Raw genomic sequence first — 25078 nt, forward strand, 5'->3', positions numbered from 1 at the left:
GGTCCTCCGGCTCCGACGGCCTCGCGTCAGCGCACTCGCGTGTAACGGCCCTCATCGGCGGCGCTCTCCTCGACCGCGGCGAGCACGCGCTGCACCTGGTGAGCATCGGCGAAGCCCGGCGACGCCGGTGCGCTCTCGATCGAGCGGACGAAGTCGACGATCTGATGCGTGAACGCGTGCTCGTAGCCGAGCCCGTGGCCCGCAGGCCACCACGCGTCCGCATAGGGATGCGCAGGGTCGGTCGCCTGGATGGTGCGGAACCCCTGGCGGTCGTCGCCGTCGTCGGCGCTGTAGTACTCGAGTTCGTTCATCCGCTCGAAGTCGAACGCCACAGACCCGCGATCGCCGTTGATCTCGATGCGATTGGCGTTGCGTCGTCCGAGCGCCATGCGCGTGGCCTCGAACACGCCGAGGGCGCCTCCGCTGAAGCCGGCGATGAAGGCCGCCGCGTCGTCGACGTCCACCGGCAGCCGCGGGGAGTCCGGGTCTCCTGTCCCGCCCAGCCCCACCTCGGCACTGCGCTGTGGACGCGTGGTCACGAAGGTGCGCAGACGCGCCGACACGCCCTCGATGAGCTCGCCGGTGAGCCACTGCGCTGTGTCGATGCTGTGCGCCCCGATGTCGCCGAGAGCGCCGGAACCCGCGGCTGCCCTGTCCAGCCGCCAGGTGTGCGGAGCATCCGGATCGCTCAGCCAATCCTGAAGGTACTGCGCGCGCACGTGCCTGATGGTGCCGAGCGCGCCGTCCGCGATCAGCCGGCGCGCCGAGGCGAGAGCGGGCGTGCGCCGGTAGCTGTAGCCGCACATCGCCACGACGCCACGACGCGCGGCCGATTCCGATGCGGCGACCATCATCGCCGCATCCGCGGGGTCGTTGGCGAGCGGCTTCTCGCACAGCACATGTCTGCCCGCTTCGAGGGCGGCGACCGCGATCCGGGCGTGCGTGTCTCCGGGGGTGCAGATGTCCACCACGTCGATGTCGTCGCGATCGATCACGGTCCGCCAGTCGCCAGACCAGGACTCCCAGCCCCAGTCGCGGGCGAGCTGGGCCCCCTTGGATTCGTCGCGCGACACCAGCACGGACAGCCGGGGCTCCCTCGGCAGGTCGAAGAATCGCGGCGCGGTGCGCCAGGCATGGGAGTGCGCCCGTGCCATGAAGCCGGCGCCGATCACCGCGACGCGCAGCGGTCTCGTGGTCATCGGGACACCTCGTCTCGCCTCACGGCCGTACCCGGCGTCACCGAGTCCGGCTCCAGGTCCAGCTCGATGGTCGCGAACGCGTGCGGCGGCATGGTCATCGTGAGGACGCCGCCGTGCACCGCAGCGGCCAGGGGACGCGGGGTCACCCGGTCGGGTGCGTCGGCGTCGTTGTGCGCCGAGGGATCTTCCCCGGTGAGCACGCGCGCCCTCGCGACGCGCGCATCGCGACCGCGAAGGTCGATCCTCACCTCGCAGCCCGCCTCGAGCCCCAGATGACTCACCGAGATCAGTGCCGTGTCGCCTCGCGTCGATGCCGACATCGAGATCAGCGGGAGGTCCTCTCCGCGCGCCCGCACCGTCGGCACGTCGCGCAGGTGGGTGTGCACCTGCAGTGCGTCCTGGTGCCTCCTGTTCATCTCGAACACGTGATAGGTCGGCGTCAGCACGAGCCGGTCGCCGTCGGTGAGCACCATCGCCTGGAGCACGTTCACCGTCTGCGCGATGTTCGCCATCGAGAGACGCCGCGCGTACCGGTGGAAGACGTCGAAGTGCAGGCCCGCGACGAGCGCATCCCTGACGGTGTTCTGCTGGAAGAGGAAGCCCGGATTCGTCCCCTCCTCGACGTTCCACCACGTGCCCCATTCGTCGCACACCAGGGAGACGCGGTTGCCGGGATCGTAGGAGTCCATGACGGCCACGTGGCCGCGCACGACCCGCTCGATGCCCGCGGCGTACGCCAGCGTCTCGTAGTACTGGGCATCGGTGAAGGGCCGTGCGTCCTCGGTGTTGATGCCGGAACCGGAGTGCGTGTAGTAGTGGAACGAGATCGCCTGGTACGGCAGGTTCCCGTAGAGCGTGCAGCCGTGGCACTCCATGAGGGTCTTCATGAGCACGCGCGTCCAGTCGAGGTCGTCCTCGTTGGCGCCCGCGGCGATGCGCGTGAGCCTGTTGCCGCCGTGGTCGTGCGCGAACGTCGCGTACCGTCTCGCCTCCTCGGCGTAATGCGCCGCCGAGAGATTGCCGCCGCAACCCCATGCTTCGTTGCCGAGGCCCCAGAACGGCACCTTCCAGGGCTCATCCCGGCCGTTCTGCCGGCGCAGTCGCGCCATCGGGCTGTCATCCCCTCGGGTGAGGTACTCCACCCACTCCGACATCTCCTGCACCGTGCCGCTGCCGACGTTGCCGTTGACGTAGGCGTCGGCCCCCAGAAGGTCGCACAGGTCCATGAACTCGTGGGTGCCGAAGTGGTTGTTCTCCACGACGTCCCCCCAGTTGGTGTTCGCGATCCGCGGCCGCTGATCGCGCGGGCCGATGCCGTCGCGCCAGTGGTACGTGTCGGCGAAGCATCCGCCGGGCCAGCGGAGGTTCGGGATCTCCAGCGCTCGCAGGGCGTCGACGATGTCTCGCCGGATGCCGCGCACGTTCGGGATCTCCGAGTCCTCACCGACCCAGAAGCCGTCGTAGATGCACCGGCCCAGGTGCTCGGCGAAGTGTCCGTAGATGTGCCGACTGATGCGGTCGCCGGTCACGTCGAGATCGATGATCGCCCGTGCGGTGGGGGTCGTGGTCAACGTCGCCTCCAGAGACTCGCCGGTGTGAAGGGGATGAGAGGGGGCCGGTCCGGTGCCGTCGTCAGCTCGATGCGTCTCCCGCACGCCGCGGACTCGGCCAGCGCCGTCATGATCTCGAGCACGTGCAGGGCGATGTCGCCCCGGGCGCTGCCCTCGCCCGTCGTGAGGCGATCGAGCACGCCGATCCCCCGGCCGGCGTTCTCGTAGCCGGCGCGCTCCGTGACGGTCGTCCACGACTCCTCGGCCGGTCGCCGCAGGCGCACGACACCGTCGAAGAGGTTGGGATCGGGTACGGACAGCGTGCCCGTCTCGCCGTGTATCTCGAGCGGCGCGGCCTCGGTCGCCGCGCCGTCGAAGCTGAAGGTGACCGTCGAGACGGCTCCCCCGGCGTGCTCGAGCACCCCGGTGACGTGGGTGTCGATCTCGACCGGGATCCTCTCGCCGACGCGCGGGCCCGACCCGATCGCGCGCTCGGCCCTCGGTCGCGACGACGAGCCGATCACCCGCGCGACGGGACCGAGCAGGTGGAAGAGCGTCGTGAGGTAGTAGGGGCCCATGTCGAACAGGGGGCCGCCGCCCGCACGGTAGTAGAAGTCGGGGTGCGGGTGCCACGCCTCGTGCCCCGACGAGACCCAGGTGGCAACCGCGGCGACGGGGCGGCCGATGCCTCCTGCATCGACCACGGCGCGCGCGGTCTGCACCCCCGTGCCGAGCACGGTGTCGGGTGCGCAGCCGATCCACGCCGAGCCCGCTGCCCCGATGACCCGTCGCGCATCGGGCAGGGTCGCTGCCAGCGGCTTCTCCCCGAAGACGTCCTTGCCCTCGGCGAGCGCCGCGAGGGCGACGTCCGCGTGGGCGGACGGGATGGTCAGGTTGATGACCGTGTCGACGGCAGGATCCGCGACGAGCTCGTCGAGACTGAGTGCGCGGCAGCCGGGGTAGCGGGCCGCCACGGCCTCAGCCCGCGCCGCGTCGAGGTCGGCCGCCGCGGCGATGCGCACGCCCGGATGCGTGCCGAGCGTGTCGAGGTACTGCCCCGAGATGACGCCGAGACCGACTATTCCGATACCGTGCGGCTCGCCCACAGCATCCCCCTCTCGATGATGGTGCGCACACTGGTGTCCCGGAGGACGGCGAGGCTGTGTCCCGGCGTGGCGACGAACACGCGCCCATCGCCCCACTGCCGCGTCCAGACCGCCGGAGACGTGACCGGCCGATGCCAGGGGTGGTACGACTGCACGGGGTGGGTCGTGGTCGCGAGCACGTCGTTGAGGTCGTCGGCGAGCACCCAGTACTGCTCCGTGCGAAGCGTGAAGTCCTCGATCCCCTCCATGATCCGGTGCGTGCGCCCCAGATCGGTCACGTCGACCGTGTAGCAGAGGTAGTTGTCGGCCTCGCCGCCCTCACGCGCCTCCGGATGCTTGGCGGGGTGCGTGGCGAACTGGCCGCCGACGAGCTGCAGATAGTCGGAGCTGTTGCGATACGAGTCCGCGATGCCTCCGTGCCACCCGGCGAGGCCCGTGCCGCGCTCGACGGCGCCGCGCAGCCCGCTCAGCGCCTCGGCCGAGATGTCCGACATCGTGACGCTCTGCACGATGAGGTCGGTGCGGTCCATCTCGTCGCGGTCGGCATAGATCTCGTTGGTGTCCTCGATGCGCACGTCGAATCCGTTGTCGGCGAGGAACGGCAGGAACAGCTCGGTGGCCTCGACCGGTCGGTGGCCGTCCCACCCGCCGCGCACCACGAGTGCCCTCCGCCCGGTCATGATCGCCCCTCGGGCACGGTCAGCGCGCGCCCGTGTTCTGGCAGCGTTTCCGGCAGCGTGGTCTTCATCGACTCGTCCCTCCGCATCGACGGGAATGTGCAATGTCCGCCACCATGCCACCGACCGGTGGCGGAGCGGTCGTTCTTTGCGCAAAATGAGAGGATGACCTCTGCGCCGCGCGTCACCCTCACCGACGTCGCACGCAGCGCCGGGGTGAGCGTCGCCACCGCCTCCCGCGCCCTGCGTGCCCGCGGCGAGATGGCGGCGGAGACCCGCTCCCGGGTTCTCCGGACGGCCGCGGAGCTCGGCTACCCGGCGATCGGGCAGGTGCGCGGCCGGCCGAGGCGGGGGACGTCGCTCATGTTCGACCTCGTCCTCGGTCACTTCCACGACCCCTACACCGAGGAGATCACCGCGGGTGCGCGCACGACGGCGTCAGAGCTCGGATACGACCTCGTGCTCACCGCTGAGCGCGACGAGCCGTCCGACGACTGGCCGGAGCGGATCCGCTCGAGAGGTTCGGCCGGAGTCATCGTCGGCCTGATCGTGCCGACGAGCACGCAGATCGCCGCCATGCGCCGCGCATCGATCCCTCTCGTGCTGATGGAGCCGCCCTCCGAGGCCTCGAGCCCCCTGCCGAGTCTGCGCACGACGGACGACGACGGCGGAGCCGCAGCGGCAGGTCATCTCGTCGAACGCGGCGCCCAGCGGTTCGTCGTGATCGGCGGGGCGCCCTCGTACCGATACGGACGCGCACGCGTCGAAGGCTTCGTGCGCACCATCTCAGAGGTCGCCCCGGGCGCTCCCTGCGTGCGCACGAGCGCGGACTGGAGCGCGTGGGATGCCAGGCGCGCCTGCGCACGAGCGCTGTCGGAGCTCCCGGGAAGCGGACCGATCGGCGTATTCGCGTGCTCTGACGAGATGGCGGCCGGCGCGTACCGTGCGATCGCCGACAGCGGGCGCAGCATCCCCCGTGACGTCCTGGTGGTGGGATTCGACGACGTGCGCGGAGCGCGCTGGCTGCATCCCCCGCTGACCACGATCCGCCAGCCGATCCGTGAGATGGCATCGACTGCCGTGCGGATCCTCGCGCGGGCGGCTGCGGGCGACCTCACGACCGAGGCGATCGTGCTGCCGACCGAACTCATCGTTCGCGGCTCGACCCGCCCACATCGCGAGATCGATCTCTGACCTATACGCCGCGCGGCGCGGTGTGCAGAATGGTAGCCATGCCCCCGGTTCAGGTCGCCCATCTCTCCGCTCGCGACGTCTCACTGGTCCTCGCCTGGTCGACGCAGGATCTTCCGGTGATCCTGCACTGGGGAAGACGGATCACGTCCACGGACGACGACCTCCTCGCCTTCGCAGTCGCCGAGCAAAAGCCAGGTATCGAGGATTTTTCCGACATTCCATATCGCCCATCGATCCTTCCGGAGCACGGGCGGGGCTGGTTCGGACGTCCCGGACTGAGCGCACATCGGGCCGGAGCGGGGTGGGTGCCGTCGTTTCGCGTCGAGGCCGCGTCCCTCGACGGCACGCGGGTGGAGCAGAGCGTCCTTCAGGCGGAGGGCGGCTCGCTCGCACTGAGCGCGCGCGATGACCAGACGGAGATCTGCCTTGACCTGGAGATCGATCTCACCGAGGCCGGGCTGCTGCGGGTCCGCGCCGGGGTGCGCAACGACGCGACAGGCGGCGCACTCCTTCAGCTCGACGACCTCTCCCTCGCGCTCGCGGTTCCGACGCGTGCCACCGAGATCCTCGACTTCGCGGGGCGATGGGCGCACGAGCGGCAGCCGCAGCGGCATCCCGTGGTGAGAGGCACCCACACCCGAACCTCGCGGCGCGGCCGCACGGGACTCGACGCCACGACGGTGATGCTCGCCGGCACGCCGGGCTTCTCCTCCGAGAGCGGCGAGGTCTGGATGTTCCACGTCGGCTTCAGCGGCGATCACGAGCACGCCCTCGAGCGCGGCGACGGCACCCTGGCCTTCCGCGGCGGCGAGCTGCTGCTGCCGGGAGAGGTGCGCCTCGCTCCCGGCGAGGAGTATGTCAGCCCGTGGATCTACGGCAGCCACGGCGACGGCTGGGATGCAGCCTCCGCCCGATTCCATGCGTTCCTGCGGGGCGTCTCCCGCTCGGCGAAGCGGGATCGCCCGGTCACGCTGAACGTCTGGGAGGCGATCTACTTCGATCAGGATCCCGTCGTGCTCGAGGATCTCGCCGAGCGCGCCGCGGCCCTCGGCGTGGAGCGGTTCGTCCTCGACGACGGCTGGTTCCGCGGACGCCGGGACGACAGGGCGGGCCTCGGCGACTGGTCACCCGACCCGGTGGCCTGGCCGGAGGGCCTGCGGCCGCTCGCCGACCGAGTGCGGGAGCTGGGCATGGAGTTCGGCCTGTGGGTCGAGCCCGAGATGATCAACGAGGACTCCGATCTCGCCCGCGCGCACCCGGAGTGGATCCTCCGCGCGCGGCAGGAGCTGCCGGCCAGGTACCGCTTCCAGCAGGTGCTCGACCTCACGCAGCCCGCCGCGTTCGCGCACATCCTCGACACGCTCGACGCGCTGATCGAGGACATCGGCGTGATCTGCCTCAAGTGGGATCACAACCGCGATCTCGTGGCCGCCGGGCATCCGGCGACCGGAGCCCCGGCCGTGCACGCGCAGACGCTGGCGCTCTATCGGCTGATCGACGAGCTGCGCGCGCGTCACCCCGACCTCGAGATCGAGAGCTGCGCGTCCGGCGGCGGGCGCGTCGACCTCGGCATCCTCGAGCGCGCCGATCGCATCCATCCGTCCGACAGCCATGACCCGGTCGACCGTACGGGCATCCTCCGGGGCACCGGTCTCCTCGTCCCCCCGGAGATGATGGGGTCGCACGTGGCGTCCGCGGTGTCGAGCACGACCGGACGCACGTCGGATCTGCATTTCCGCTGCGCCGTCGCGTTCCTCGGGCACTTCGGCATCGAATGGGACATCCGCGAGCTCACCGACGCGGAGCGGCAGGAGCTGGCGTCCTGGATCGCCCGCTACCGCGCGCTGCGCCCGCTCATCCAGACCGGTCGCAGCGTCGGCGGCGAGGACGACCCGTCCGCTCCGTCGGTGCGCGGCGTCGTCGCCCAAGACCGCGGCGAGGCCCTCTTCACGGTCGTCACGCCTCAGGCGACGCCCGACACCCTCGCGCGCGTGCGCTTCCCCGGCCTCGACCCCGACCGGCGGTATCGGCTGACGGCCAGCGTCCCGGAGACCCTGGGGCCTCCGTGGCAGATCCCCGAGTGGCTGCGGGCGCCCGACTTGGACTCCGCGGGCGCGGCCCCGGTGCTCTCCGGCGGCGTGCTCTCGTCGGCAGGGCTCGAGTTCCCCACCTTCCATCCGGAGCGCGCGGTCGTCGTGCATCTGCGCGCGGAGCCGGCTGCGTGAGCCGCGCCGGGAGGCCGCACCGCCCGCCCGGAGGCTCCGCCCGCCTGGAGGCTCCGCCCTTCCGGCTCAGCGCGGAGGGCCGCCTGCCCAGGCGCTGAGACGATCGGCGATCTGCATCTCCCCCGACGCACGCGCCTCGGCGAGGGCCGCAGCGCCGGCGCGCGCGAAGACGGCGTCCAGCTCGACGCGCACCCCCGAGGCCGCCGACTCGACCGCCGCCTCGACCATCGCCAGACTGCGGATGTTGCGCCGGATCTCCCCGGACGGCGGGTCGCCGCCGTCGAGCGCCGTCAGGAACTCGGTGAGCGCAGCGTCGAGCCCCTCGCTTCCGCCGCCGACGGGCAGGTCCTGCGCGGTCTCACCCGGGCCCTCCACCTGCACGGCTCCTTCGCCGTCCCACGTGGCCGATCCGCCGGGGGCGCTGGCGCGCCACGAGCCGTTCCATGACGTCGTCAGCCCGTCCGCGCACCAGCTGCCTGCGTACCCGAACCGCGCCCCATCGGAGAAGCGGAAGATCGCCTGCGCCGCGGCCGCACCGCGGTACCAGCTCCACGGCGGCGAGAACTCCTCGCAGTAGACGGATTCGGGCTCGCTCCCGAGCAGGAACCGGGCCTGGTCGAACTGGTGGATCGCCATGTCGATGAGCAGCGGCGAGGGCATGACGTCGCGGAAGCCGCCGAAACGCGGGTTCTGGAAGAACTGCGCCTCCAGCTGTCCTGCCCCTCCGAGCGATCGCACCGCGTCGCGGAACGCGGAGATCCCCGGCGAGTGACGGCGCGACTGGCTCGTCGCCAGCAGCACGCCACACGCCTCACTGAGAGCCGCGAGGCGCATCGCGTCCGCCACGGACGGCGTCACCGGCTTCTCACTGAGCACGGGCACGCCGGCTCGGAGCGCGGCCTCGCTCACGACGCGATGCGCTTCCGGCACCGTCACGTTGAGCAGCAGGTCGGCTGGCGCGTCTCGCAGCGCCTCCGCCGCATCGGTGAACACCGGCACGTCCCATCCGCGCTCTGCCGCTGCCGAGCGCGCCGCCGAGAGATCGAGATCGACGACGGCGGAGGCCCGGAGCCCCGGCCGGGCCTCGACCACATCCATCCACGCACGGCCCATGCCTCCGGCGCCCACGATCACGACCTCGCGCACCGCCGGCTCCTCCCCGCCCGCGGTCATCGCGGCGTTCCGTCCCACTCGCGCGGCGTCTCGAACTCTCCCTCGCGGTGCATCGCGATCTGCGGCAGGGACCGAGGCCGGTCCTGGAACGCCCACTCGACCGCGTTGGCGAGGACACGGCGGATCTCCGGCTGGTGGTAGACCGGGTAGTCCTGGTCACCGGGCGAGAAGTAGAAGATGCGCCCATGGCCGCGGGAGAAGGTCATCCCGGACCGGAACACCTCGCCGCCGGAGAAGCTCGACACGAAGACGAGGTCGTCGGGCGCCGGCACGTCGAAGAACTCCCCGTACATCTCCTGCGCGGGTATCACGAGCGGATGCGGTACGCCCTGGGCGATCGGATGCGCGGGCGCGACCGTCCAGACGAGCTCCCGATCGACTCCCTGCCGCCAGCGCAGGCTGCAGGTCGTCCCCATGAGACGGATGAAGATCTTGGAGAAGTGCGCGGAATGCAACGGGATCAGCCCCATTCCGCCGAGCACGTGCCGATGCACCCGCTCGACCACCTCGTCGTCCACAGCATCGTGCCGGAGGTGCCCCCACCAGAGCAGAACGTCCGTGCCTGCCAGACGCTCCTCGTCGAGGCCGTGCTCCGGTTCGTCGAGCGTGGCCGTCTCGACCTCTGCACGCTCTCCCAGCAGCTCTCGCAGACCCGCCGCGATCGTGCCGTGCATCGTCTCCGGGTAGAGACGCTGCGGAACCTCGTGGTGCTTCTCATGATGGTTCTCACCCCACACCAGCACCCGTATCGGCCGCTCAGCCGTCATCGTCCGTCCTCCCCGCCGTCGACGTCCCATGCCGTCCTACCCGCGCGGGCGAGAACCGCTCGCCGGGGCCCGGACAGCCGAATGCGCGTCGCGCACGTCCGATCCGCGACGGACGGCCCTGCCGCGAGCACCACGGTACCGGGCTCGACGCTGAGCCGGCCGTCGATTCCCGTCGCGGCGAGCCGCGCGGCCTCCAGAGTGAAGCGCACGGTGCGACGGGAGCCCGCGGGGATGGTCACCCGGGCGAAGCCGACGAGCTGGGCCTCGGGTCGCACCACGGTCGCCGAGGGGAACGAGGCGTACAGCTGCACGACCTCGACGGCGGTCTCACCAGTGTTGCGCACTGTCACGGCGACCTCGGCCGCGCCGTCGGTCGGGAGGGTGGCGGGAGCGCCGATCCGCTCGTACTCCACGCGACCGCGGGTGAGTCCGTACCCGAACGGATAGAGCGGCGTGGGGTCCGCCACGGTGATGCCCGGGTTATGCCGGCCGAGCGGAGGCTCGAGGTAGGTCGTCGTGGCCGCAGGCGCACGCGGTATCTGGACCGGCAGCCGACCGCTCGGGGCGACGCGCCCGGACAGGATGCCGGCGATCGCCGCGGCCCCGTCGGCTCCCGGGAAGAAGGCCTGCACGATCGCGCGAGCCGCACCGTAGTCGCCGAGCGCGTACGGACGCCCCGACACGACGACGAGCACGGTGGGCACCCCCGTGGCGAGAACCGCCGTGACGAGGTCGTGCTGACGTCCAGGGAGACGCAGGTCGGCCGCGTCGCATCCCTCACCCGATGTGCCGGCTCCGAAGAGGCCGGCCACATCTCCCACGACGACCACGGCGACCTCACTCTCGTGCACGACGTCGACGGCGGCGGAGATCTCCTCCGCGTCGTCGAGGATCTCGCAACCGCGGACGAACGCGATCTCGCCGATCCGAGGCTCGCTGCGCAGCGCCGCCTCGATCGTCGGCACGACGATCCCCGGGTCGTGCCCGGGGTACTTCGTCAGCACATGGTTGGGGAAGGCGTAGCAGCCGAGCAGGCTCCGGTACTCTCCGGCTGCCGGACCGATCAGCGCCACGCGGGCGCCAGGGGCGAGCGGGAGGATGCCGTCGTCCTCGAGCAGCACGATCGACTCCTCGGCGATCCGGGAGGACAGCACCCGGTTGCGCTCGCTGTCGAGGTCGACGTCCTCCGCTCCCGCGGGCACGAGCGGTGCGCCGTCGAGCAGGCCCGCCTCGATCTTGTGCCGCAGATGGCGCACCGCGGCCCGGTCGATGTCGCTCTCGTCGACGACGCCCTCGCGCACGAGGCGCGGCAGGGCGGCGTACGCGACGGTCGACGGGAGCTCGACGTCCACCCCCGCACGCAGCGCCAGCATGCCGGCCTCTGCACGGTCGGCGGCGACGCGGTGCATCGAGACGAGGAAGGGGATCGCCCAGTAGTCGGCGACCACCGTCCCGTCGAACCCCCACTCGGCGCGGAGGAGCCCGTCGATCAGCGCGCGGTTCGCCGTGCTCGGGACGCCGTCGACATCCGTGTAGGAGGTCATCACGCTGCGCGCACCTCCCTGCCGCAGGGCCGTCTCGAAAGGCGGCAGCACGGTGTCGGCGAACTCGCGGGGCCCCATGCTGACAGGCCCGTGGTTGCGTGCACCGCGCGATGCCGCATACCCGGCGAAGTGCTTCAGCGTCGCGATGATCCCCGCGCCCTCCAGCCCGGAGACGTAGGCGGCGCCGAGCTGCCCGACGAGGTACGGATCCTCGCCGAGGGTCTCCTCGACGCGCCCCCACCGGTAGTCGCGCACGACGTCGAGCACGGGAGCGAGCCCCTGATGCACGCCGATGGCCCGCATGTCCTCCCCGATGGCGTGCGCCATCTCCCGGACGAGGGTCTCGTCGAACGTCGCCGCCCATGCCAGGGGCGCCGGGAAGGCCGTCGCCCCGAAGGCGGCGAGACCGGTCAGGCATTCCTCGTGCACCAGCGCGGGGATCCCGAGCCGCTGGTTCTCGACGACCCGGTCCTGCAGCATCCGCAGTTTGGCCACTCCGTCGCGCAGGGTGACCGGGGCGGTGCCGAAGACGCGCGTGAGCTGTCCGACGCCGCCCCGAAAAGGGTCTTCGACGGTGCCGGCGGGACCGTCCGTCAGGCGCGGCGCGAACGCATCCGCCGCATCCGTGAGCCAGATCGAGCCCAGCTGGGCGATCTTCTCCTCGAGAGTCAGCTCATCGACCAGCGCCTGCGCCCGCTCGCGGGCGCCCAGCGCCGGGTCGCGCCACCGATCCCGATCGACGGCGCTCCGCTCGGCCGTCATCCCTTGAACGCCCCGTCCATGATGCCGGCCACCATGCGTCGTCCGACGAAGAAGAAGACCACAAGCAGAGGCAGCGTCGCCATGAACGAGCCGCCCATCGTCAGCGCCAGGTCGATCGTGCGGTTCGCCTGCAGCTGCTTCAGCGCGATCTGGACGGTGAAGAGCTCGGGCGACTTGAGCACGATGAAGGGCCACATGAAGTCGTTCCACACGCTGGTGAACGTGATGAGCCCCAGCACGAACGCCGCAGGGCGGACGACAGGGAACCCGATGCGCCAGAAGATCTGCCAGCTGTTCGCCCCGTCGATGCGGGCGGCGGCCATGAGCTCGTCGCTGAGGGTCGTCGACAGGTGCTGCCGCATCCAGAAGATCCCGAAGGCGCTCGCGAGCCCCGGCAGGATGATCGCCTGCAGCGTGTCCACCCAGTCGAGCCACGAGATGATGAGGTACTGCGGGATCACGCTGAGCTGCGCGGGCACCGTCATCGTGAGCAGCACGATGAGGAAGAGCGTGTTGCGGCCGGGGAATTGCAGCTTCGCGAAGGCGTACCCCGCGAGAGCGCAGAGCAGAGCGGTCACGACGGCGACGGTGAGTGACACGATCACGCTGTTCAGCAGCGACTGCAGGAACGGAACCGTCTCGAACACCTTCGTCGCGATGTCCATGAAGTCGAACCCGGGGTACAGCCGCGGCGGGATCGAGGTGACGGCGGAGGCGCCCACCGAGGCGATCACGAACATGTAGTAGAGCGGGAACACGCTGATGATCACGGCGAGGATGAGCAGCGCGTACACCGGCCAGGACACCGCGCCGATGCGGCGGCTGCGGCGCTGACGGACCGGGACCTCCGGCTTCGCAGACGGCGCGGTCGCCGTCCTCTCTGTCACGTTCGTCATGCGCGCGCCTTCCGTGTACGGGTCGTGAGGTAGAAGTTGATGAGCGACACGACGACCACGATGACGAACAGCGCCACGCCGATGGCCGAGCCGTATCCGAATTCGAACTGCCCGAATCCCTGCTCGTAGAGGAACAGGGCGAGCGTCTGGCATTGGCGGCCGCCACCGCACGTCAGCCCTGACTCCGGGGCGACGAGCAGGGGCTCGGTGAAGATCTGCAGTCCGCCGATCGTCGACATGATCACGGTGAAGATGATGATCGGCCGCAGCGAGGGAATGGTCAGGTGGACGAACTGCTGCCAGCCCGACGCCCCGTCGACGGATGCCGCTTCGTACATCTCGCGGGGAAGGGCCTGGAGTCCGGCGAGGTAGAGCAGCGTGTTGTAGCCGAACCACCGCCACATCACCATCGAGGAGATCACGATCCACGACCCCAGCTGCGAGGACATGAAGTTGACCGCCGGGGCGCCCACGAGGTCGAGGACCCAGTTGATGAGACCGAAGTTCTTGTCGAAGATCTGGGCGAAGACGAGCGCGGTCGCGGCGACGGACGTGATGTAGGGCACCAGCAGCGCCATGCGGAAGAAGTTCGCCATCCTGAGCGTGGCGTGGTTCAGGAGATGCGCGAGGCCGAGAGCCAGCAGGAGCTGGGGAACGGTCGAGATGAGGAAGATGCCGAACGTGTTGACGAAGGCGTTCCAGAACCGCGGATCCTGGAAGAGACGCTCGAAGTTCGCCAGCCCGACGAAGGTCTGCTCGCCGATCGGGTTCCAGTCGAACAGTGCCACGTAGAACGTGAACAACAGCGGGAACAGCCCGAAGACGGCGAAGATGACGAAGAACGGCGCGACGTAGAGGTACGGCGCGATGCGTTCAGCGAGCGGCTGCCTGATCGCCTGAGTCGGCGGTCGGTCTCGGCGGCGGATCTTCTGGACGGGGATTGCGGTCGCTGTCGCGGTCATGGTCCTGCCTCGGTGGGGATGGTGGCCCGTGCCGGCACGGGCCACCATCGATCGGATCGGTGAGTCAGCCGCCGATGGCGGCTTCAGCGCTTTCCAGCCCCGTCCGCCACGCGTCGGAGGGCTCGACGTTGCCCGCCTCCATGTCGACGAGCGCGTTCAGCAGCGCGGCGCCGATCGCGCTGGTGTCGGGGCCGTTGTAGAAAGAGTTGAAGTTCAGCACCGCGTCGCTCATGGTCGCGCCGATGGCGGAGTCGCCGAAGAACGGGTCGGTGTAGCCGCGCACCTCCTCGCTCTCGAGCGCGCTCTTGGCGGCCGGGAAGGTGCCGGTCGTGTCGAAGTGCTCTGTCTGTCCCTCCGGCGAGAGCATGGTCTCGATGTACTGCCACGCCGCCTCCGGGTTGTCGGCGCGGGCCGGGATGGCGATCACGCTCCCGCCCCAGTTGCCGCCGACCCCGGGGATCGACGCCAGGCGCCACAGGCCCTCGGTACCGGGAGCGTCGGTCTTGATGCCGGACAGCATCCACGAGGGTGCTGTGGTCACGGCGAAGGCGCCGTTCGCCTTGCCGGGCGCCCATCCGGAGGACCAGGCGGGGATGCTGGCGCTGATTCCCGCCTCGTAGGCGCGCACGGCGACGTCGAACGCCTCCTCGACCTCGGGGTTCGAGTCGTAGACGAGATCGCCGTCCGGAGAGTAGTACTTCTCGCTGACCTGGTTCACGGTGGAGAAGAAGACGCTCGTCTCGACGTTGTCCACGAACGGCTCGCCGGTCGCGGCCGTGTACTTCTCACCCATCTCGATGAACTTGTCCCAGGTCGACCACATCTCGGCCACCTCGGCCGGGTCGGTGGGAAGGCCGGCCGCCTCGAACAGGTCGGCCCGGTAGGCGAAGCTGAGCCCGCCGACGTCGGTGGGGATGCCGATGAGGGACCCGTCCTCCGCCGTCGCACCGGCGATCGCCCAGTCGAGGTAGCCGTCGCCGATGTCGTCGCCGCCGAGCGTGCGCAGGTCGACGAAGTTGCCGGGGTTCTCGACGAACTTGGGGAGATCGTCGTTCTGGATCATGACGAGGTCGGGCACGCGACCGCCGGCGAGCGCAGCGGTGAGAGCCGTGGCGGTCTCCGTCGTGCTGCCGACCTCGCTCAGCTTCACCTTCGCGTCGGGGTTCTTCTCCAGGTAGCGGTCGACGGAGTCCTTCTGCCCGATGCCGGTGAACGACCAGAACTCGAACTCCGCATTCGGGTCCCCGGAGCCGGACTCCGAGCCGCCGGACGAGCATCCGGAGACGATCAGTGCCATGGCGCCGAGTGCGGCGACGGGCAGGGCCAATGTGCGACGGTTCACAACTGCTCCTCTTCTTCGGGGACCTGTGAGTGCGGGCGACTCAGTGCGTTCGCTCGGCTGCTTGTCTGAGAGATCGATCTCTCGCTCGGGTCACAGTAGCCAATCTCAAGCGAGAGGGCAACCCTCCTACGAGAAACCTGGCCCAGCGAGCCGAGGGAAAGACGACGATCCAGCGATTTTCGTGCAATGATCTCTTGATCGAGAGAACGATCTCGACCACGAGACGAGCTGCCCGGAGAGAGCAATGGCCAGACCAACGATCGTCGACGTCGCCCAGGCGGCGGGAGTCTCGCGCGCGACGGCGGCTCGCGTCCTTGCCGGGGCGACGAACGTCGATCCGGCGATGACGCAGGCTGTGGAGCGGGAGGCGCAGCGCCTCGGCTACCAGACGAACTTCGCCGCGCGCGTGCTCCGCGGCGGGCGGGCTGGAGCCGTCGGCCTCGTCATCGCCTTCGATGAGCTGGGCAGCCACAGCGGAACCTTCTTCACGGCCGTCCTCAAGGGAGCCGCGAAGGGGCTGGCCGCCGGCGCTGTGCAGCCGGTGCTCCTCCCGGCCGACCAGGAGGACCTCGATCGCATTCCGCGGTTCCTCCGCTCGGGGTCGCTCGACGGTGTCATCGTGATCCTGCAGCACGAGATCACGCATCTCGTCGAACGGCTGGCCGACTCCCCCGTCCCCGTCGCCTGGGTCGGGCGTCCGCATGCCGACATCGGAGCCGACCCGATCGTCATCGACTCCGACAATTACGGCGGCGGAGTGCTCGCGGCGCGCGCGCTCGTGGAGGCGGGTCGACGGTCCATCGGGATCATCACCGGCCCGCTCGACCTCGAGCAGGCGCGGGAGCGCACACGGGGGTGGACCGATGAGCTCGCTCGTCACGGCATCGCACCCGGACCGATCGTGCACGGCGACTTCACTCTGGACAGCGGCACCGCCGCGATGGCGCGCCTGCTGCAACGCGCCCCCGACCTCGACGGGATCTTCGCGTCGTCCGACCTGATGGCGGCCGGCGCGCTGCGCGTCCTGCAGGCCGCGGGGCGCAGGGTACCCGCGGATGTGTCGCTCGTCGGCTTCGACGACATCCTCGTCGCCGGCACGTCCGACCCCCCGCTCACGACGGTGCGTCAGCCGCTCGAGGAGATGGGCAGGGCCGCGGCCGACACGCTCCTCGCGACCATCCGCGGGCTGCCCGCGGAGAAGCAGCAGGTGCTTCCGACGTCGCTGATCCGGCGCGAGTCGCTCTGACCTCGCACGCGAGGCGCCGGGAGGGTGGCTGACACTCGCAGAAGAAGGGCGGCCGCCGGTTCGCGATCAGACGCGCCGGACCGCTCCGGATATGGGAAAACCCCCGATCTCTCGGGGGTTTTCATGGCGGTGACGGTGGGATTTGAACCCACGGTAGGGGGTTACCCTACACAACTTTTCGAGAGTTGCACCTTCGGCCGCTCGGACACGTCACCGCGGACAAGCTTACGCGACGGCGGGCCTGCGCGCGAATCGAGCGGTCACCGTCGCCCCCCCGGCATGAGACGGGCGACGACGATGGCACCGCGGATGCTTTGCGAAGCGCCGTGCATCGCGTGAGACACCACGCCCTTTGTGGCGCCTCACGCAGTACGCGTCGGTTCATGTCGGGGATATCGACGGCCCTGCGCCGGAATCGCCGCGACACCCCCGAGTTAGGATGGCCTCAGTCGCCCACGGGAACCCGGGAAGGATGCGCAGCATGGGATTCGTCACCTCCGCGGCCCTCGCCGAGACCGGCTACGTCGTCCTCGACGACCACGACCAGTCCGCCGACCCCGTCGAGTGGCTCGACCTCGAGTACGTCGGCTGGCGATCCTCCGGTATCACCCGCTTCGCCCCGCTCGCGAGCTACGCCGGCGAGGTCGAGTGCAACGGCTTCTGGAACCACACCCCTCCCCGCACCGACAAGGACGGCGTGTGGGTGTCCTCGCAGGTCGCCATCGCCCCGACCCTGCAGCGGCGCGCGCTGGAGCCGGGCGCGGGCGTCGGCCGCTGCCGCGTCATCGAGCTGCAGCCCAACGAGTACGCCGACGCGATCTACAACCTCCACCAGGACGACAACAACCGCCTCAACGACGAGGGCAGCGGCTGGGTGGTGCGCGGCTTCTTCAACCTCACCGACGACACCGGCTCCCTGCTGATCCTGCGCTCCGACCGCTTCGACCCCGCGACCGAGATCCGCCTGCCGCTGCGCGCCGGCTCCCGGATCGTCGTCGACACCCAGCGCTTCTGGCACGCCGTCTGGCACCGCGGAACGGCTCCGCGCTACGCGCTCATCACCTCCTGGACGTCCGGCCCCGCGCTCGACGCGTACATCGCCGCCAACCACGGCGACCCGCACCCGCCGACCGTCGACCTCGACCCGCAGCTCGTCGACGCCGCCCAGGTCGAGATGCACCGCCGCATCGAGGAGCGCCGCCGCGCCTTCGAGGCGCAGGGCATCGTGATGGAGCCCCGCGCCGACCTCGCACCCTGATCGACTTCCGCGAGCGGTGGCCGATACCCTCGGTACATGACGTCCGCCGCCGTGCTCACCGTGTCCGACCGCTCCGCGGCCGGCGTGCGCGAAGACACCGCGGGACCCATCGCCGTCGAGGCGCTCCGCACGGCCGGCTTCGACTGCGACGACGCGGTCATCGTCCCGGACGGAGCGGATGCCGTCGAGGCCGCGCTCCGCGACCTCCTCGCCGCCGGCATCCGCCTGATCGTCACCACCGGCGGCACCGGCGTCGCCCCGCGCGATGCGACCCCCGAGGGCACAGCGCGGGTGCTGGACCGCGAGCTCCCCGGCATCCCCGAGGAGCTGCGCCGTCAGGGCGCCGCCGTGAAGCCGCACGCCCTGCTCACCCGCGGCCTCGCCGGCATCGCCGGGAGGGCCCTCATCGTGAACCTGCCCGGCTCCCCCTCGGCGGTCGCCGACGGGATGCCGCTCATCCTGTCCCTCGCGGGCCACGTGCTCGCCCAGCTCGACGGAGAGGATCACTGATGCCCGTCGCCCTCGCCGCGATCAGCGACACCGCGCTGTCGCTCGACGCCCACCTCGCCGCCGTCGACGACTCGCACGCGGGCGCCGTCACCACCTTCATCGGGCGGGTCCGCGACCACGACCCGGATGCCGCGACCGACGTCGTCGCCCTGGAGTACACCTCGCACCCGGATGCCGAGACGATCCTGCGCCGCATCGCCGAGACGGCGATCGCCGCCGGCGAGAGCGGAGAGGCCACGGTCGCCGTGAGCCACCGGATCGGGCACCTCGAGGTCGGCGCGGCCGCCGTGATCATCGTGGTCGCCGCCGCCCACCGCGACGAGGCCTTCGTCGTCTGCCGCGACATCATCGAGACGATCAAGCGCGAGCTGCCGGTGTGGAAGCGCCAGGTCGAGGCCGACGGCACGACAGCCTGGAAGGGCATCGGCGGCTGAGACCGCGCCCGCCCGAAGCGGGTTCCGCCGACGCAGCGCCACTGCCAGAATGACCGCATGCGCTTCATGCTGATGCAGACCTACGGCCCCACCCCGACGGACTGCCCGCCGATGAGCGAGTGGCCGGCATCCGGCGTGCGGGCGCACATCGCCTTCCAGCAGGAGCTGAACGCACGGCTGGCCGAGCTCGGCGAGCTGATCGACGCGGTCGGGCTCGCCGACCCCGAGGCCGCCCGGATCGTCACGAGCGACGGCCGCACGCCGGTCGTCACCGACGGCCCGTTCCCGGAGGCGAAGGAGCTGCTCGCCGGGTACCGCGTGGTCGACGTCGAGTCCTGGGATCGCGCACTCGAGATCGCGTCGCAGGTGTCGGCGGCACCCGGCCCCGACGGGACCACGCCCATCCAGGCGCCCATCGAGGTGCGCCCCGTGATGGGCGCGCCGGCGACCGACGACCTGTGACGACGGAGTCCGACCCCCGCTCGATCGAGCGGCTGCTCCGAGAGCACGCCCCGCGGGCCCTGGCGATCGTCGCGAGCCGGTACCGCGACTTCGACGGCGCCGAGGATGCCGTCCAGGAGGCGCTCATCGCCGCCGCGGAGCAGTGGCCGTCCGGCATCCCGGACAGCCCCCGCGGCTGGCTCGTGACGGTGGCGTCGCGGCGGCTCGTCGACGCGTACCGCTCGGCCGATGCGCGGCGGCAGCGCGAGCGCGACGCGTGGGAGGATGCGGACGCTCCGGCCGCCGATGAGCCCGGGAGCGGCGACGTCGACGACTCGCTCACCCTCGTACTGCTGTGCTGTCACCCGGCCCTGACGCCCGGCGCGGCCATCCCGCTGACGCTCCGCGCGGTCGGCGGCCTCACGACGCGCGAGATCGCAGCCGCCTTTCTCGTGCCCGAGGCGACCATGGCGCAGCGGATCAGCCGTGCCAAGGCGACGCTACGTGCCGCGGGCGGGCGCTTCGAACCGCCGCCGGACGACGCTCGTCACGCGCGCATGCGGTCGGCGCTGCACGTGCTGTACCTGATGTTCAACGAGGGCTATGTCGCGAGCGAGGGCGACGATCTCGCCCGTCCCGACCTCGCCGTCGAGGCGATCCGGCTCACGCGGATGCTGCACGCCTCATTGCCCGACGACCCAGAGGTCGCCGGTCTGCTCGCCCTCATGCTGCTCACGGAGGCCCGCCGGCCGGCGCGCGTCGACGGGGCAGGCCGCCTCGTGCCCCTCCCCGAGCAAGACCGCACCCGCTGGGCCCTCCCCCTCATCGCCGAGGGCGTCGTGCTGCTCACGGACGCCATGCGGCACGGCGAGGTGGGCGAATATCAGCTGCAGGCGGCGATCGCCGCGGTCCACGACCAGGCGCCGGCCTATGACGACACCGACTGGGTCCGCATCGCCGGCCTCTACCGCGCGCTCGCCCGCCTCACCGACAACCCAATGGTCGGCCTGAACGCCGCCGTCGCGGTCGCGATGACCGAGGGGGTGCCCGCAGCCCTGCGCGAAGTGGATGCCGCCTCGGGCCTGCTCGGCGACCACCACCGGGTCCACGCCGTGCGGGCCCATCTCCACGAGCTGGCCGGTGAGCGCGCACGGGCCGCCGCCGAGTTCCGCGCCGCCGCCGCACGCACCGCGAACGAGGCCGAGCGGCGCTACCTCGCCGATGCGGCATCCCGCCTCTCCGAAGACTCCCGGAAAGAAACTCGAGAGAATTCCGGCGCAGATGTCGAGAACGAAGGACCGGCTCCGACTCCCTGATGAAGCCGCCGAGCGGGCGGCCCTACGGAAGGAAAACGAAATGCCTCGCATCACCCCCAACCTCTGGTTCGACGGACAGGCCCTCGACGCGGCGGAGTACTACGTGTCCGTCTTCCCCGGCTCCCGCATCACCGACGTCAGCCGCATGGGCGAGGACGGGCCCGTGCTCACGGTCTCGTTCGAGCTCGACGGACAGCCGTTCCTCGGACTCAACGGCGGCCCGCAATTCCCCTTCACCGAGGCGGTGTCGTTCGTCATCGACTGCGCCGACCAGGCCGAGGTCGACCGCTACTGGGATGAGCTCGTCTCGGACGGCGGCGAGGAGAGCCGCTGCGGCTGGCTGAAGGACCGCTTCGGCCTCTCCTGGCAGGTCGTGCCGCGCGCGCTCGTCGAGCTGCTCACCGACCCCGACCCGCGCCGTGCCGCAGCCGCCGGGATGGCACTGCAGGGCATGAACCGCATCGACGTCGCGGCCCTGCAAGCGGCGGCCGACGCCGCCGTATGACGGATGCGGGTGGTCGCGCCGCCTCGGCGCGACTACCCGCCCGCGAACGGCGGGAGCACGTCCACGGTCTCTGCGCCCGAGAACGCGAAGTCGTCGGCCACCCGGGTGCCGTCGACGAGCAGGGCGCAGCGTCCGAGGATCGGGCCGAGAGCAGGGTGCTCGTCGACCAGCTCCGAGCGCAGGGCGCCGAGCGTCGCGGCATCCGTCGTCTCCGTGGCGACGCCGGCGGCATCCTCTGCGGCGGCGAAGTAGCGCACCGTGGTCATCGGCCCACCTCACCGGCCGAGCGGGCCGCGTGCGCGGCGGCGAGCTCGACGACCGCGGCGACGGCCGCGCGGACGTCCTCCGGCGAACCACCCGCACGCCCGGCGACGAGCCCGGCGACGAAGGCGCTGAAGGGCGCGGCCGGGCGGGCGACGTCGTTCGCCACGTCCCGGGCGAGATCGAGGATGAGCGCGATCGGCACGTCCTCCGGTGCGAGGCCGAAGCGCTCACGAAGGTCGGCGGACCACTCCTCCAGCGCCTCCGGCGGCAGGGTGCGATCGCTCATGATGACTCCTCGAGGTGGGCGCGCGCACGGTCCAGGTCGGCCGGCGCATCGATGTCGCGGGTGACTCCATCTTCGTCCAGGATCCACGCGATGGCGAGGCCGCCGAGCACGGAGCGGACAGATGCTCCCGCAGGGGTCTCCACGGCGGCGAGCGCCGCGCGCAGCGAAGCCGTGCGGTAGGCGCCGGCGAGCCACTGTTCACGGCCCTCGGCCGTGAACACGACGGCATCGGCATCCGTCTCCACGGCGATCTCCACGAGGAGCCGGGCGACGACGGCATCCGGGCGCTCCAGGTCGCCGGCGATGACCAGCGTCCAGTCCTCGGTGAGCTGCGGGAGGGCGGCGGCGATGGCGGCCGTCGGTCCGCCGAACGGGGGCTCCTCCCGCACCCAGTCCACCGGTGCATCCGCGTCGAGCACCGGCCCGACGGCGACGATCGGGCTGACGCCGGCGCGGGTGAGGGCGTCGACGGATGCCGCGAGCAGCGTCCGCCCGCCGAGCTCGAGAAGCGGCTTGTCGATGCCGCCCATGCGCCGCGCCCGGCCGCCCGCGAGCAGCACGGCGCCGACGGAGGTCACTCCCCCGGCCTCCGCCACGAGCCGCTGCGGCCGCCCTCCTTGGCGGTGATCCGCACGTTCTCGATCGTGACCGCACGGTCGACGCCCTTGATCATGTCGACCACGGCGAGGGCGGCGACGGAGACCGCGGTGAGCGCCTCCATCTCGACGCCGGTGCGGTCGGCGGTGCGGACGGTGGCGGAGATCGTGACCCCCTCGTCCTCAACGGCGAGGTCGACGACCGCGCCGTGCACGCCGATCACATGCGCGAGCGGCAGCAGCTCCGGCGTGCGCTTGGCGGCCTGGATGCCGGCGATGCGCGCCACCGCGAGCACGTCGCCCTTCGGCACGGCGCCATCGCGGAGCAGGGCGATCGTCGCAGGCGCGCAGCGGACGAAGCCGGCGGCGGAGGCGGCGCGGACCGTCGGCTGCTTCTCGGTCACGTCGACCATGCGTGCGTTGCCGGCGGCGTCGAGATGGGTGAAGGTCATCACAGCTCCATGACGAGAACAGAGTCGCCGATCGAGACCTCGTCGGTCTCGGCGGGGACGATGGCGTACGCGGTCGCGGCCCCGAGGCCGACCGACAGGTGGGAGCCGGAGCCGCCGCGGGTGGCGGGCTGCACCCGGCCGTCGGCGTCGATCACGGCGGGGAGGTACTGGCGGCGTCCCGGCGGCGTGCGCCAGGCGGCGCCGGCCGGGAATGTGCGGATCGGGCGGTGGATGCCGGTGCGGCCCTGCATCCGCAGCAGCGCAGGGCGCACGAACGCTTCGAAGGACACCGCCGCGCTCACCGGGTTGCCCGGCAGCCCGAACAGCAGCATCCCCTCGGCCGTCACGCCGAAGCCCTGCGGCTTGCCCGGCTGCATGGCCACCTTGACGAAGTCCATCGCGTCGCCGAGGCTCTGCCGCACGGCCTCGTAGGCGCCGGCGCTGACCCCGCCGGAGAAGATCACAGCGTCGGCGCCGAGAGCGGCGGCGCGCGCTGCGGCCTCTGCGGGGCCGTTCCCCTCGTCGTCGACGACCTCGCGGAACAGGATCTCGGCACCGGCCTCGACGGCGAGCCCCGCGAGCAGGATGCCGTTGGACTCCGGGATCCGGCCGCGCGAGAGCGGCTCCCCCGGGGCGACGAGCTCGGATCCCGTCGACACGACGGCGACGCGCGGGCGCCGTGCGACCTCGACGGCGGCGAGGCCGACCGAGGCGAGGGCCGAGAGCTGCCGAGCGCCGAGGAGCACCCCCGGTTCGAGCACCGTCGCCCCGGCGGCCGCGTCGAAGCCGGCGGCGCGGACGTGCGCTCCCTCGGCCCGGGGCGCCTGCATCACGACGGCCGTCTCCAGCGAGTCGGCGAGCCCGCCGGCGGTGTCCTCGAACGGCACGACCGTGTCGGCATCCGTCGGCACCGGCGCCCCCGTCATGATGCGGGCTGCCGTGCCGGGCTCGAGCCGCGGGTCGGCCCCGCTGCCGGCCGGCACGTCGGCGATGACCCGCAGCGTCACCGGGCTGGTGACGGATGCCGTCGCCACGTCGGCGAAGCGCACGGCGAAGCCGTCCATGGCGGAGTTGTCGAAGGCGGGCACCGGGTTCAGGGCGCGGGCGGCCGCGGCGAGGGTGAAGCCGGTCGCCTCGGCGAGCGGCCGCACCTCGGCCGGGAGGGCGCGCACCTGCGCGAGCACGGCCTCGAGCTGCTCCTCGACGGTTCTCAGTCCGCTCATCGCGCGTTCCATTCGCTCATGCCGCCGGTGAGGACGACGGCATCCGCTCCCTCGGTCCGCAGGGCGATCGCCGCACGCCGGGCGCGGGCGCCGACCGCGCACACGACCACGATCCGCTCGGGTCCCGCGAGCGCGGCGGGGTCGCTCAGGACCTGCGCGAGCGGGACGTGCCGGGCGCCCGGGATCATGCCGCCGGCGACCTCCGAGTCCTCACGGACGTCGAGCACGACGGCTCCGGCGACGATCTCGGCGTCGAGGGCGGCGACCGCGACGTGCGGGGGCTCTGGCGCAGGGGCCGTGGTGTTCTCCGGGGCCGGGGCCGTGGACTCGACGGGAGCGGATGCCGGACGCAGCGGCACCTCGCTCATCTTCCCGCGCAGGGCGTCGATGAGCAGCACCCGGCCGAGCAGCGGTTCGCCGATCCCGGCGACGAGTTTGATCGCCTCCATCGCGAGGACGGAGCCGACCTGGAGGCACAGCGCGCCGAGCACGCCGACCGCGGCGCAGGTCGGCAGTTCGCCCACCTGCCCCGGCGGGTAGAGATCGCTGAGCACCACCGGCGCGGCACCGGCCGGCGGGCGCGACCAGAACACGGTGACCTGGGCGGCGAACTCCTGCACGACGCCCCAGACGAGAGGGATGCCGAGGCGCTCGGTCGCCGCGGCGACGACGGAGCGGGTCTCGAACGTGTCGGAGCCGTCGATCACGAGGTCGGCGTCCGCGAGGAGCTCTTCGGCGTTCTCCGCCGTGAGGCGTTCGCGCACCGCGCGCACGGTCGTCTCCGGCGAGAGGTCTGCCGCCGCGCGCACGGCGCTGTCGACCTTGGGAGCGCCGACGTCGGCGAGGCGGTGAAGCACCTGGCGCTGCAGGTTGGAGAGCTCGACGTCGTCGTCGTCGATGACGGTCAGAGTGCCGACGCCCGCGGCGGCGAGCGCCAGCACGACGGGCGAGCCGAGGCCCCCGGCGCCGAGCACGGCGACGTGTGCGGCGCGCAGCCGGCGCTGGCCGATTTCGCCGAGGTCGGCCAGCACGAGGTGCCGCGCGGTGCGCGCGGCCTCGTCGGCGCTGAGCGCGGCGACGGGCTCGACCAGAGGGGGCAGGGGCATGCGCTCAGGGTATCGCGGGTGGCGGTGCGGCATCCTCGTCCGCG

General features: G+C 71.5%; 25 protein-coding genes and 1 tRNA gene. 9 read left to right on the forward strand and 17 right to left on the reverse strand.

Going from position 1 to position 25078, the window contains the following annotated elements:
* Positions 1-26: 26 nt before the first annotated feature.
* Genes G6G98_RS08440 through G6G98_RS08455 form a run of 4 tightly spaced genes read right to left on the reverse strand, consistent with a single transcriptional unit; the run spans position 27 to position 4535 of the window.
* A complete protein-coding gene (locus G6G98_RS08440; protein WP_067355693.1) occupies positions 27-1199 on the reverse strand; it encodes a Gfo/Idh/MocA family protein in 1173 nt (390 codons plus the stop codon).
* Positions 1196-2770 (reverse strand): alpha-N-arabinofuranosidase, encoded by a 1575-nt coding sequence (locus tag G6G98_RS08445; protein ID WP_164234735.1) that lies wholly within the window; start codon positions 2768-2770, stop codon positions 1196-1198. Before G6G98_RS08445 ends, G6G98_RS08440 begins: the two co-directional genes overlap by 4 nt.
* Positions 2767-3855, reverse strand: a complete 1089-nt coding sequence (locus G6G98_RS08450; RefSeq protein ID WP_164234736.1) for a Gfo/Idh/MocA family protein — start codon at positions 3853-3855, stop codon at positions 2767-2769. Before G6G98_RS08450 ends, G6G98_RS08445 begins: the two co-directional genes overlap by 4 nt.
* The gene (locus G6G98_RS08455) at positions 3828-4535 is read right to left on the reverse strand and encodes a ThuA domain-containing protein (protein ID WP_164234737.1); all 708 of its coding nucleotides are present in this window, start codon (positions 4533-4535) and stop codon (positions 3828-3830) included. The genes G6G98_RS08450 and G6G98_RS08455 overlap by 28 nt, the downstream gene beginning before the upstream one ends.
* A 162-nt stretch (positions 4536-4697) precedes the next feature.
* Between G6G98_RS08455 and G6G98_RS08460 the strand changes: the two genes are divergently transcribed.
* Together G6G98_RS08460 and G6G98_RS08465 are read left to right on the forward strand one after the other, a co-directional pair.
* Positions 4698-5726: a LacI family DNA-binding transcriptional regulator gene (locus G6G98_RS08460; protein WP_067355677.1), complete on the forward strand. Its 1029-nt coding sequence runs from the start codon at positions 4698-4700 to the stop codon at positions 5724-5726.
* 38 nt (positions 5727-5764) lie between these two features.
* A complete protein-coding gene (locus G6G98_RS08465) occupies positions 5765-7951 on the forward strand; it encodes an alpha-galactosidase (protein WP_208321454.1) in 2187 nt (728 codons plus the stop codon).
* Positions 7952-8017: 66 nt separating this feature from the next.
* Here G6G98_RS08465 and G6G98_RS08470 read toward each other — a convergent pair whose 3' ends face one another.
* From G6G98_RS08470 to G6G98_RS08495, 6 genes are all read right to left on the reverse strand, one after another.
* On the reverse strand, positions 8018-9142 hold the full coding sequence (locus G6G98_RS08470) for a Gfo/Idh/MocA family protein (RefSeq protein ID WP_243842062.1): 1125 nt from the start codon (positions 9140-9142) through the stop codon (positions 8018-8020).
* Positions 9121-9891, reverse strand: a complete 771-nt coding sequence (locus G6G98_RS08475) for a ThuA domain-containing protein (protein WP_067355667.1) — start codon at positions 9889-9891, stop codon at positions 9121-9123. Before G6G98_RS08475 ends, G6G98_RS08470 begins: the two co-directional genes overlap by 22 nt.
* Positions 9888-12197: a beta-glucosidase family protein gene (locus tag G6G98_RS08480; RefSeq protein ID WP_164234740.1), complete on the reverse strand. Its 2310-nt coding sequence runs from the start codon at positions 12195-12197 to the stop codon at positions 9888-9890. Before G6G98_RS08480 ends, G6G98_RS08475 begins: the two co-directional genes overlap by 4 nt.
* A complete protein-coding gene (locus G6G98_RS08485) occupies positions 12194-13093 on the reverse strand; it encodes a carbohydrate ABC transporter permease (RefSeq protein WP_164234741.1) in 900 nt (299 codons plus the stop codon). The genes G6G98_RS08480 and G6G98_RS08485 overlap by 4 nt, the downstream gene beginning before the upstream one ends.
* Complete coding sequence (locus G6G98_RS08490; RefSeq protein WP_067355658.1) at positions 13090-14055, reverse strand: carbohydrate ABC transporter permease; 966 nt, start codon at positions 14053-14055, stop codon at positions 13090-13092. Before G6G98_RS08490 ends, G6G98_RS08485 begins: the two co-directional genes overlap by 4 nt.
* A gap of 64 nt (positions 14056-14119) precedes the next feature.
* Positions 14120-15397, reverse strand: coding sequence for an ABC transporter substrate-binding protein (locus G6G98_RS08495; RefSeq protein ID WP_208321455.1), 1278 nt, complete (start codon positions 15395-15397; stop codon positions 14120-14122).
* 244 nt (positions 15398-15641) lie between these two features.
* Between G6G98_RS08495 and G6G98_RS08500 the strand changes: the two genes are divergently transcribed.
* Positions 15642-16643: a LacI family DNA-binding transcriptional regulator gene (locus G6G98_RS08500; RefSeq protein WP_067355651.1), complete on the forward strand. Its 1002-nt coding sequence runs from the start codon at positions 15642-15644 to the stop codon at positions 16641-16643.
* Positions 16644-16767: 124 nt separating this feature from the next.
* Here the strand turns inward: G6G98_RS08500 and G6G98_RS08505 are convergent.
* Positions 16768-16858 (reverse strand) — tRNA-Ser (locus tag G6G98_RS08505).
* A 266-nt stretch (positions 16859-17124) separates the two neighbouring features.
* Here G6G98_RS08505 and G6G98_RS08510 point away from each other — a divergent pair.
* From G6G98_RS08510 to G6G98_RS08535, 6 genes are read left to right on the forward strand one after another with little or no spacing between them, the layout of a single operon-like run.
* Positions 17125-17901, forward strand: coding sequence for a hypothetical protein (locus G6G98_RS08510; RefSeq protein WP_067355648.1), 777 nt, complete (start codon positions 17125-17127; stop codon positions 17899-17901).
* A gap of 36 nt (positions 17902-17937) precedes the next feature.
* The gene (locus G6G98_RS08515; RefSeq protein ID WP_164234742.1) at positions 17938-18411 is read left to right on the forward strand and encodes a MogA/MoaB family molybdenum cofactor biosynthesis protein; all 474 of its coding nucleotides are present in this window, start codon (positions 17938-17940) and stop codon (positions 18409-18411) included.
* Positions 18411-18845: a molybdenum cofactor biosynthesis protein MoaE gene (locus tag G6G98_RS08520; protein WP_067355641.1), complete on the forward strand. Its 435-nt coding sequence runs from the start codon at positions 18411-18413 to the stop codon at positions 18843-18845. The genes G6G98_RS08515 and G6G98_RS08520 overlap by 1 nt, the downstream gene beginning before the upstream one ends.
* A gap of 57 nt (positions 18846-18902) precedes the next feature.
* A complete protein-coding gene (locus G6G98_RS08525; RefSeq protein ID WP_164234743.1) occupies positions 18903-19307 on the forward strand; it encodes a YciI family protein in 405 nt (134 codons plus the stop codon).
* Positions 19304-20602 carry an RNA polymerase sigma factor gene (locus tag G6G98_RS08530; protein WP_164234744.1) on the forward strand — a complete coding sequence of 433 codons (1299 nt, stop codon included), beginning with the start codon at positions 19304-19306 and terminating at the stop codon, positions 20600-20602. Before G6G98_RS08525 ends, G6G98_RS08530 begins: the two co-directional genes overlap by 4 nt.
* A 40-nt stretch (positions 20603-20642) precedes the next feature.
* The gene (locus tag G6G98_RS08535; RefSeq protein ID WP_067355631.1) at positions 20643-21107 is read left to right on the forward strand and encodes a VOC family protein; all 465 of its coding nucleotides are present in this window, start codon (positions 20643-20645) and stop codon (positions 21105-21107) included.
* 32 nt (positions 21108-21139) lie between these two features.
* Here G6G98_RS08535 and G6G98_RS08540 read toward each other — a convergent pair whose 3' ends face one another.
* Genes G6G98_RS08540 through G6G98_RS08565 form a run of 6 tightly spaced genes read right to left on the reverse strand, consistent with a single transcriptional unit; the run spans position 21140 to position 25034 of the window.
* The gene (locus G6G98_RS08540) at positions 21140-21373 is read right to left on the reverse strand and encodes a MoaD/ThiS family protein (protein WP_164234745.1); all 234 of its coding nucleotides are present in this window, start codon (positions 21371-21373) and stop codon (positions 21140-21142) included.
* Positions 21370-21657 (reverse strand): DUF6457 domain-containing protein, encoded by a 288-nt coding sequence (locus G6G98_RS08545; RefSeq protein WP_067355624.1) that lies wholly within the window; start codon positions 21655-21657, stop codon positions 21370-21372. Before G6G98_RS08545 ends, G6G98_RS08540 begins: the two co-directional genes overlap by 4 nt.
* Positions 21654-22235 carry a molybdenum cofactor guanylyltransferase gene (gene mobA, locus G6G98_RS08550; RefSeq protein ID WP_164234746.1) on the reverse strand — a complete coding sequence of 194 codons (582 nt, stop codon included), beginning with the start codon at positions 22233-22235 and terminating at the stop codon, positions 21654-21656. The genes G6G98_RS08545 and mobA overlap by 4 nt, the downstream gene beginning before the upstream one ends.
* Entirely contained in the window at positions 22232-22705 is a 474-nt protein-coding gene (gene moaC / locus G6G98_RS08555) for a cyclic pyranopterin monophosphate synthase MoaC (RefSeq protein WP_067355621.1), read from the reverse strand. The genes mobA and moaC overlap by 4 nt, the downstream gene beginning before the upstream one ends.
* Positions 22705-23928 carry a molybdopterin molybdotransferase MoeA gene (locus tag G6G98_RS08560; protein WP_164234747.1) on the reverse strand — a complete coding sequence of 408 codons (1224 nt, stop codon included), beginning with the start codon at positions 23926-23928 and terminating at the stop codon, positions 22705-22707. The genes moaC and G6G98_RS08560 overlap by 1 nt, the downstream gene beginning before the upstream one ends.
* The gene (locus tag G6G98_RS08565) at positions 23925-25034 is read right to left on the reverse strand and encodes a ThiF family adenylyltransferase (protein ID WP_164234748.1); all 1110 of its coding nucleotides are present in this window, start codon (positions 25032-25034) and stop codon (positions 23925-23927) included. The genes G6G98_RS08560 and G6G98_RS08565 overlap by 4 nt, the downstream gene beginning before the upstream one ends.
* Positions 25035-25078 lie beyond the last annotated feature (44 nt).

Origin of the sequence: Microbacterium hydrocarbonoxydans, assembly GCF_011752045.1 — a bacterium.
Classification (GTDB): Bacteria; Actinomycetota; Actinomycetes; order Actinomycetales; family Microbacteriaceae; genus Microbacterium.

Excerpts from the sequence above, each read along its gene's own strand:
- G6G98_RS08440 (WP_067355693.1), bottom strand. The coding sequence starts at position 1,199 with ATGACCACGAGACCGCTGCGCGTCGCGGTGATCGGCGCCGGCTTCATG.
- G6G98_RS08455 (WP_164234737.1), bottom strand. The coding sequence starts at position 4,535 with ATGACCGGGCGGAGGGCACTCGTGGTGCGCGGCGGGTGGGACGGCCAC.
- G6G98_RS08460 (WP_067355677.1), top strand. The coding sequence starts at position 4,698 with ATGACCTCTGCGCCGCGCGTCACCCTCACCGACGTCGCACGCAGCGCC.
- G6G98_RS08465 (WP_208321454.1), top strand. The coding sequence starts at position 5,765 with ATGCCCCCGGTTCAGGTCGCCCATCTCTCCGCTCGCGACGTCTCACTG.
- G6G98_RS08475 (WP_067355667.1), bottom strand. The coding sequence starts at position 9,891 with ATGACGGCTGAGCGGCCGATACGGGTGCTGGTGTGGGGTGAGAACCAT.
- G6G98_RS08480 (WP_164234740.1), bottom strand. The coding sequence starts at position 12,197 with ATGACGGCCGAGCGGAGCGCCGTCGATCGGGATCGGTGGCGCGACCCG.
- G6G98_RS08485 (WP_164234741.1), bottom strand. The coding sequence starts at position 13,093 with ATGACGAACGTGACAGAGAGGACGGCGACCGCGCCGTCTGCGAAGCCG.
- G6G98_RS08490 (WP_067355658.1), bottom strand. The coding sequence starts at position 14,055 with ATGACCGCGACAGCGACCGCAATCCCCGTCCAGAAGATCCGCCGCCGA.
- G6G98_RS08500 (WP_067355651.1), top strand. The coding sequence starts at position 15,642 with ATGGCCAGACCAACGATCGTCGACGTCGCCCAGGCGGCGGGAGTCTCG.
- G6G98_RS08510 (WP_067355648.1), top strand. The coding sequence starts at position 17,125 with ATGGGATTCGTCACCTCCGCGGCCCTCGCCGAGACCGGCTACGTCGTC.
- G6G98_RS08515 (WP_164234742.1), top strand. The coding sequence starts at position 17,938 with ATGACGTCCGCCGCCGTGCTCACCGTGTCCGACCGCTCCGCGGCCGGC.
- G6G98_RS08520 (WP_067355641.1), top strand. The coding sequence starts at position 18,411 with ATGCCCGTCGCCCTCGCCGCGATCAGCGACACCGCGCTGTCGCTCGAC.
- G6G98_RS08525 (WP_164234743.1), top strand. The coding sequence starts at position 18,903 with ATGCGCTTCATGCTGATGCAGACCTACGGCCCCACCCCGACGGACTGC.
- G6G98_RS08535 (WP_067355631.1), top strand. The coding sequence starts at position 20,643 with ATGCCTCGCATCACCCCCAACCTCTGGTTCGACGGACAGGCCCTCGAC.
- G6G98_RS08540 (WP_164234745.1), bottom strand. The coding sequence starts at position 21,373 with ATGACCACGGTGCGCTACTTCGCCGCCGCAGAGGATGCCGCCGGCGTC.
- G6G98_RS08545 (WP_067355624.1), bottom strand. The coding sequence starts at position 21,657 with ATGAGCGATCGCACCCTGCCGCCGGAGGCGCTGGAGGAGTGGTCCGCC.
- moaC (WP_067355621.1), bottom strand. The coding sequence starts at position 22,705 with ATGACCTTCACCCATCTCGACGCCGCCGGCAACGCACGCATGGTCGAC.
- G6G98_RS08560 (WP_164234747.1), bottom strand. The coding sequence starts at position 23,928 with ATGAGCGGACTGAGAACCGTCGAGGAGCAGCTCGAGGCCGTGCTCGCG.
- G6G98_RS08565 (WP_164234748.1), bottom strand. The coding sequence starts at position 25,034 with ATGCCCCTGCCCCCTCTGGTCGAGCCCGTCGCCGCGCTCAGCGCCGAC.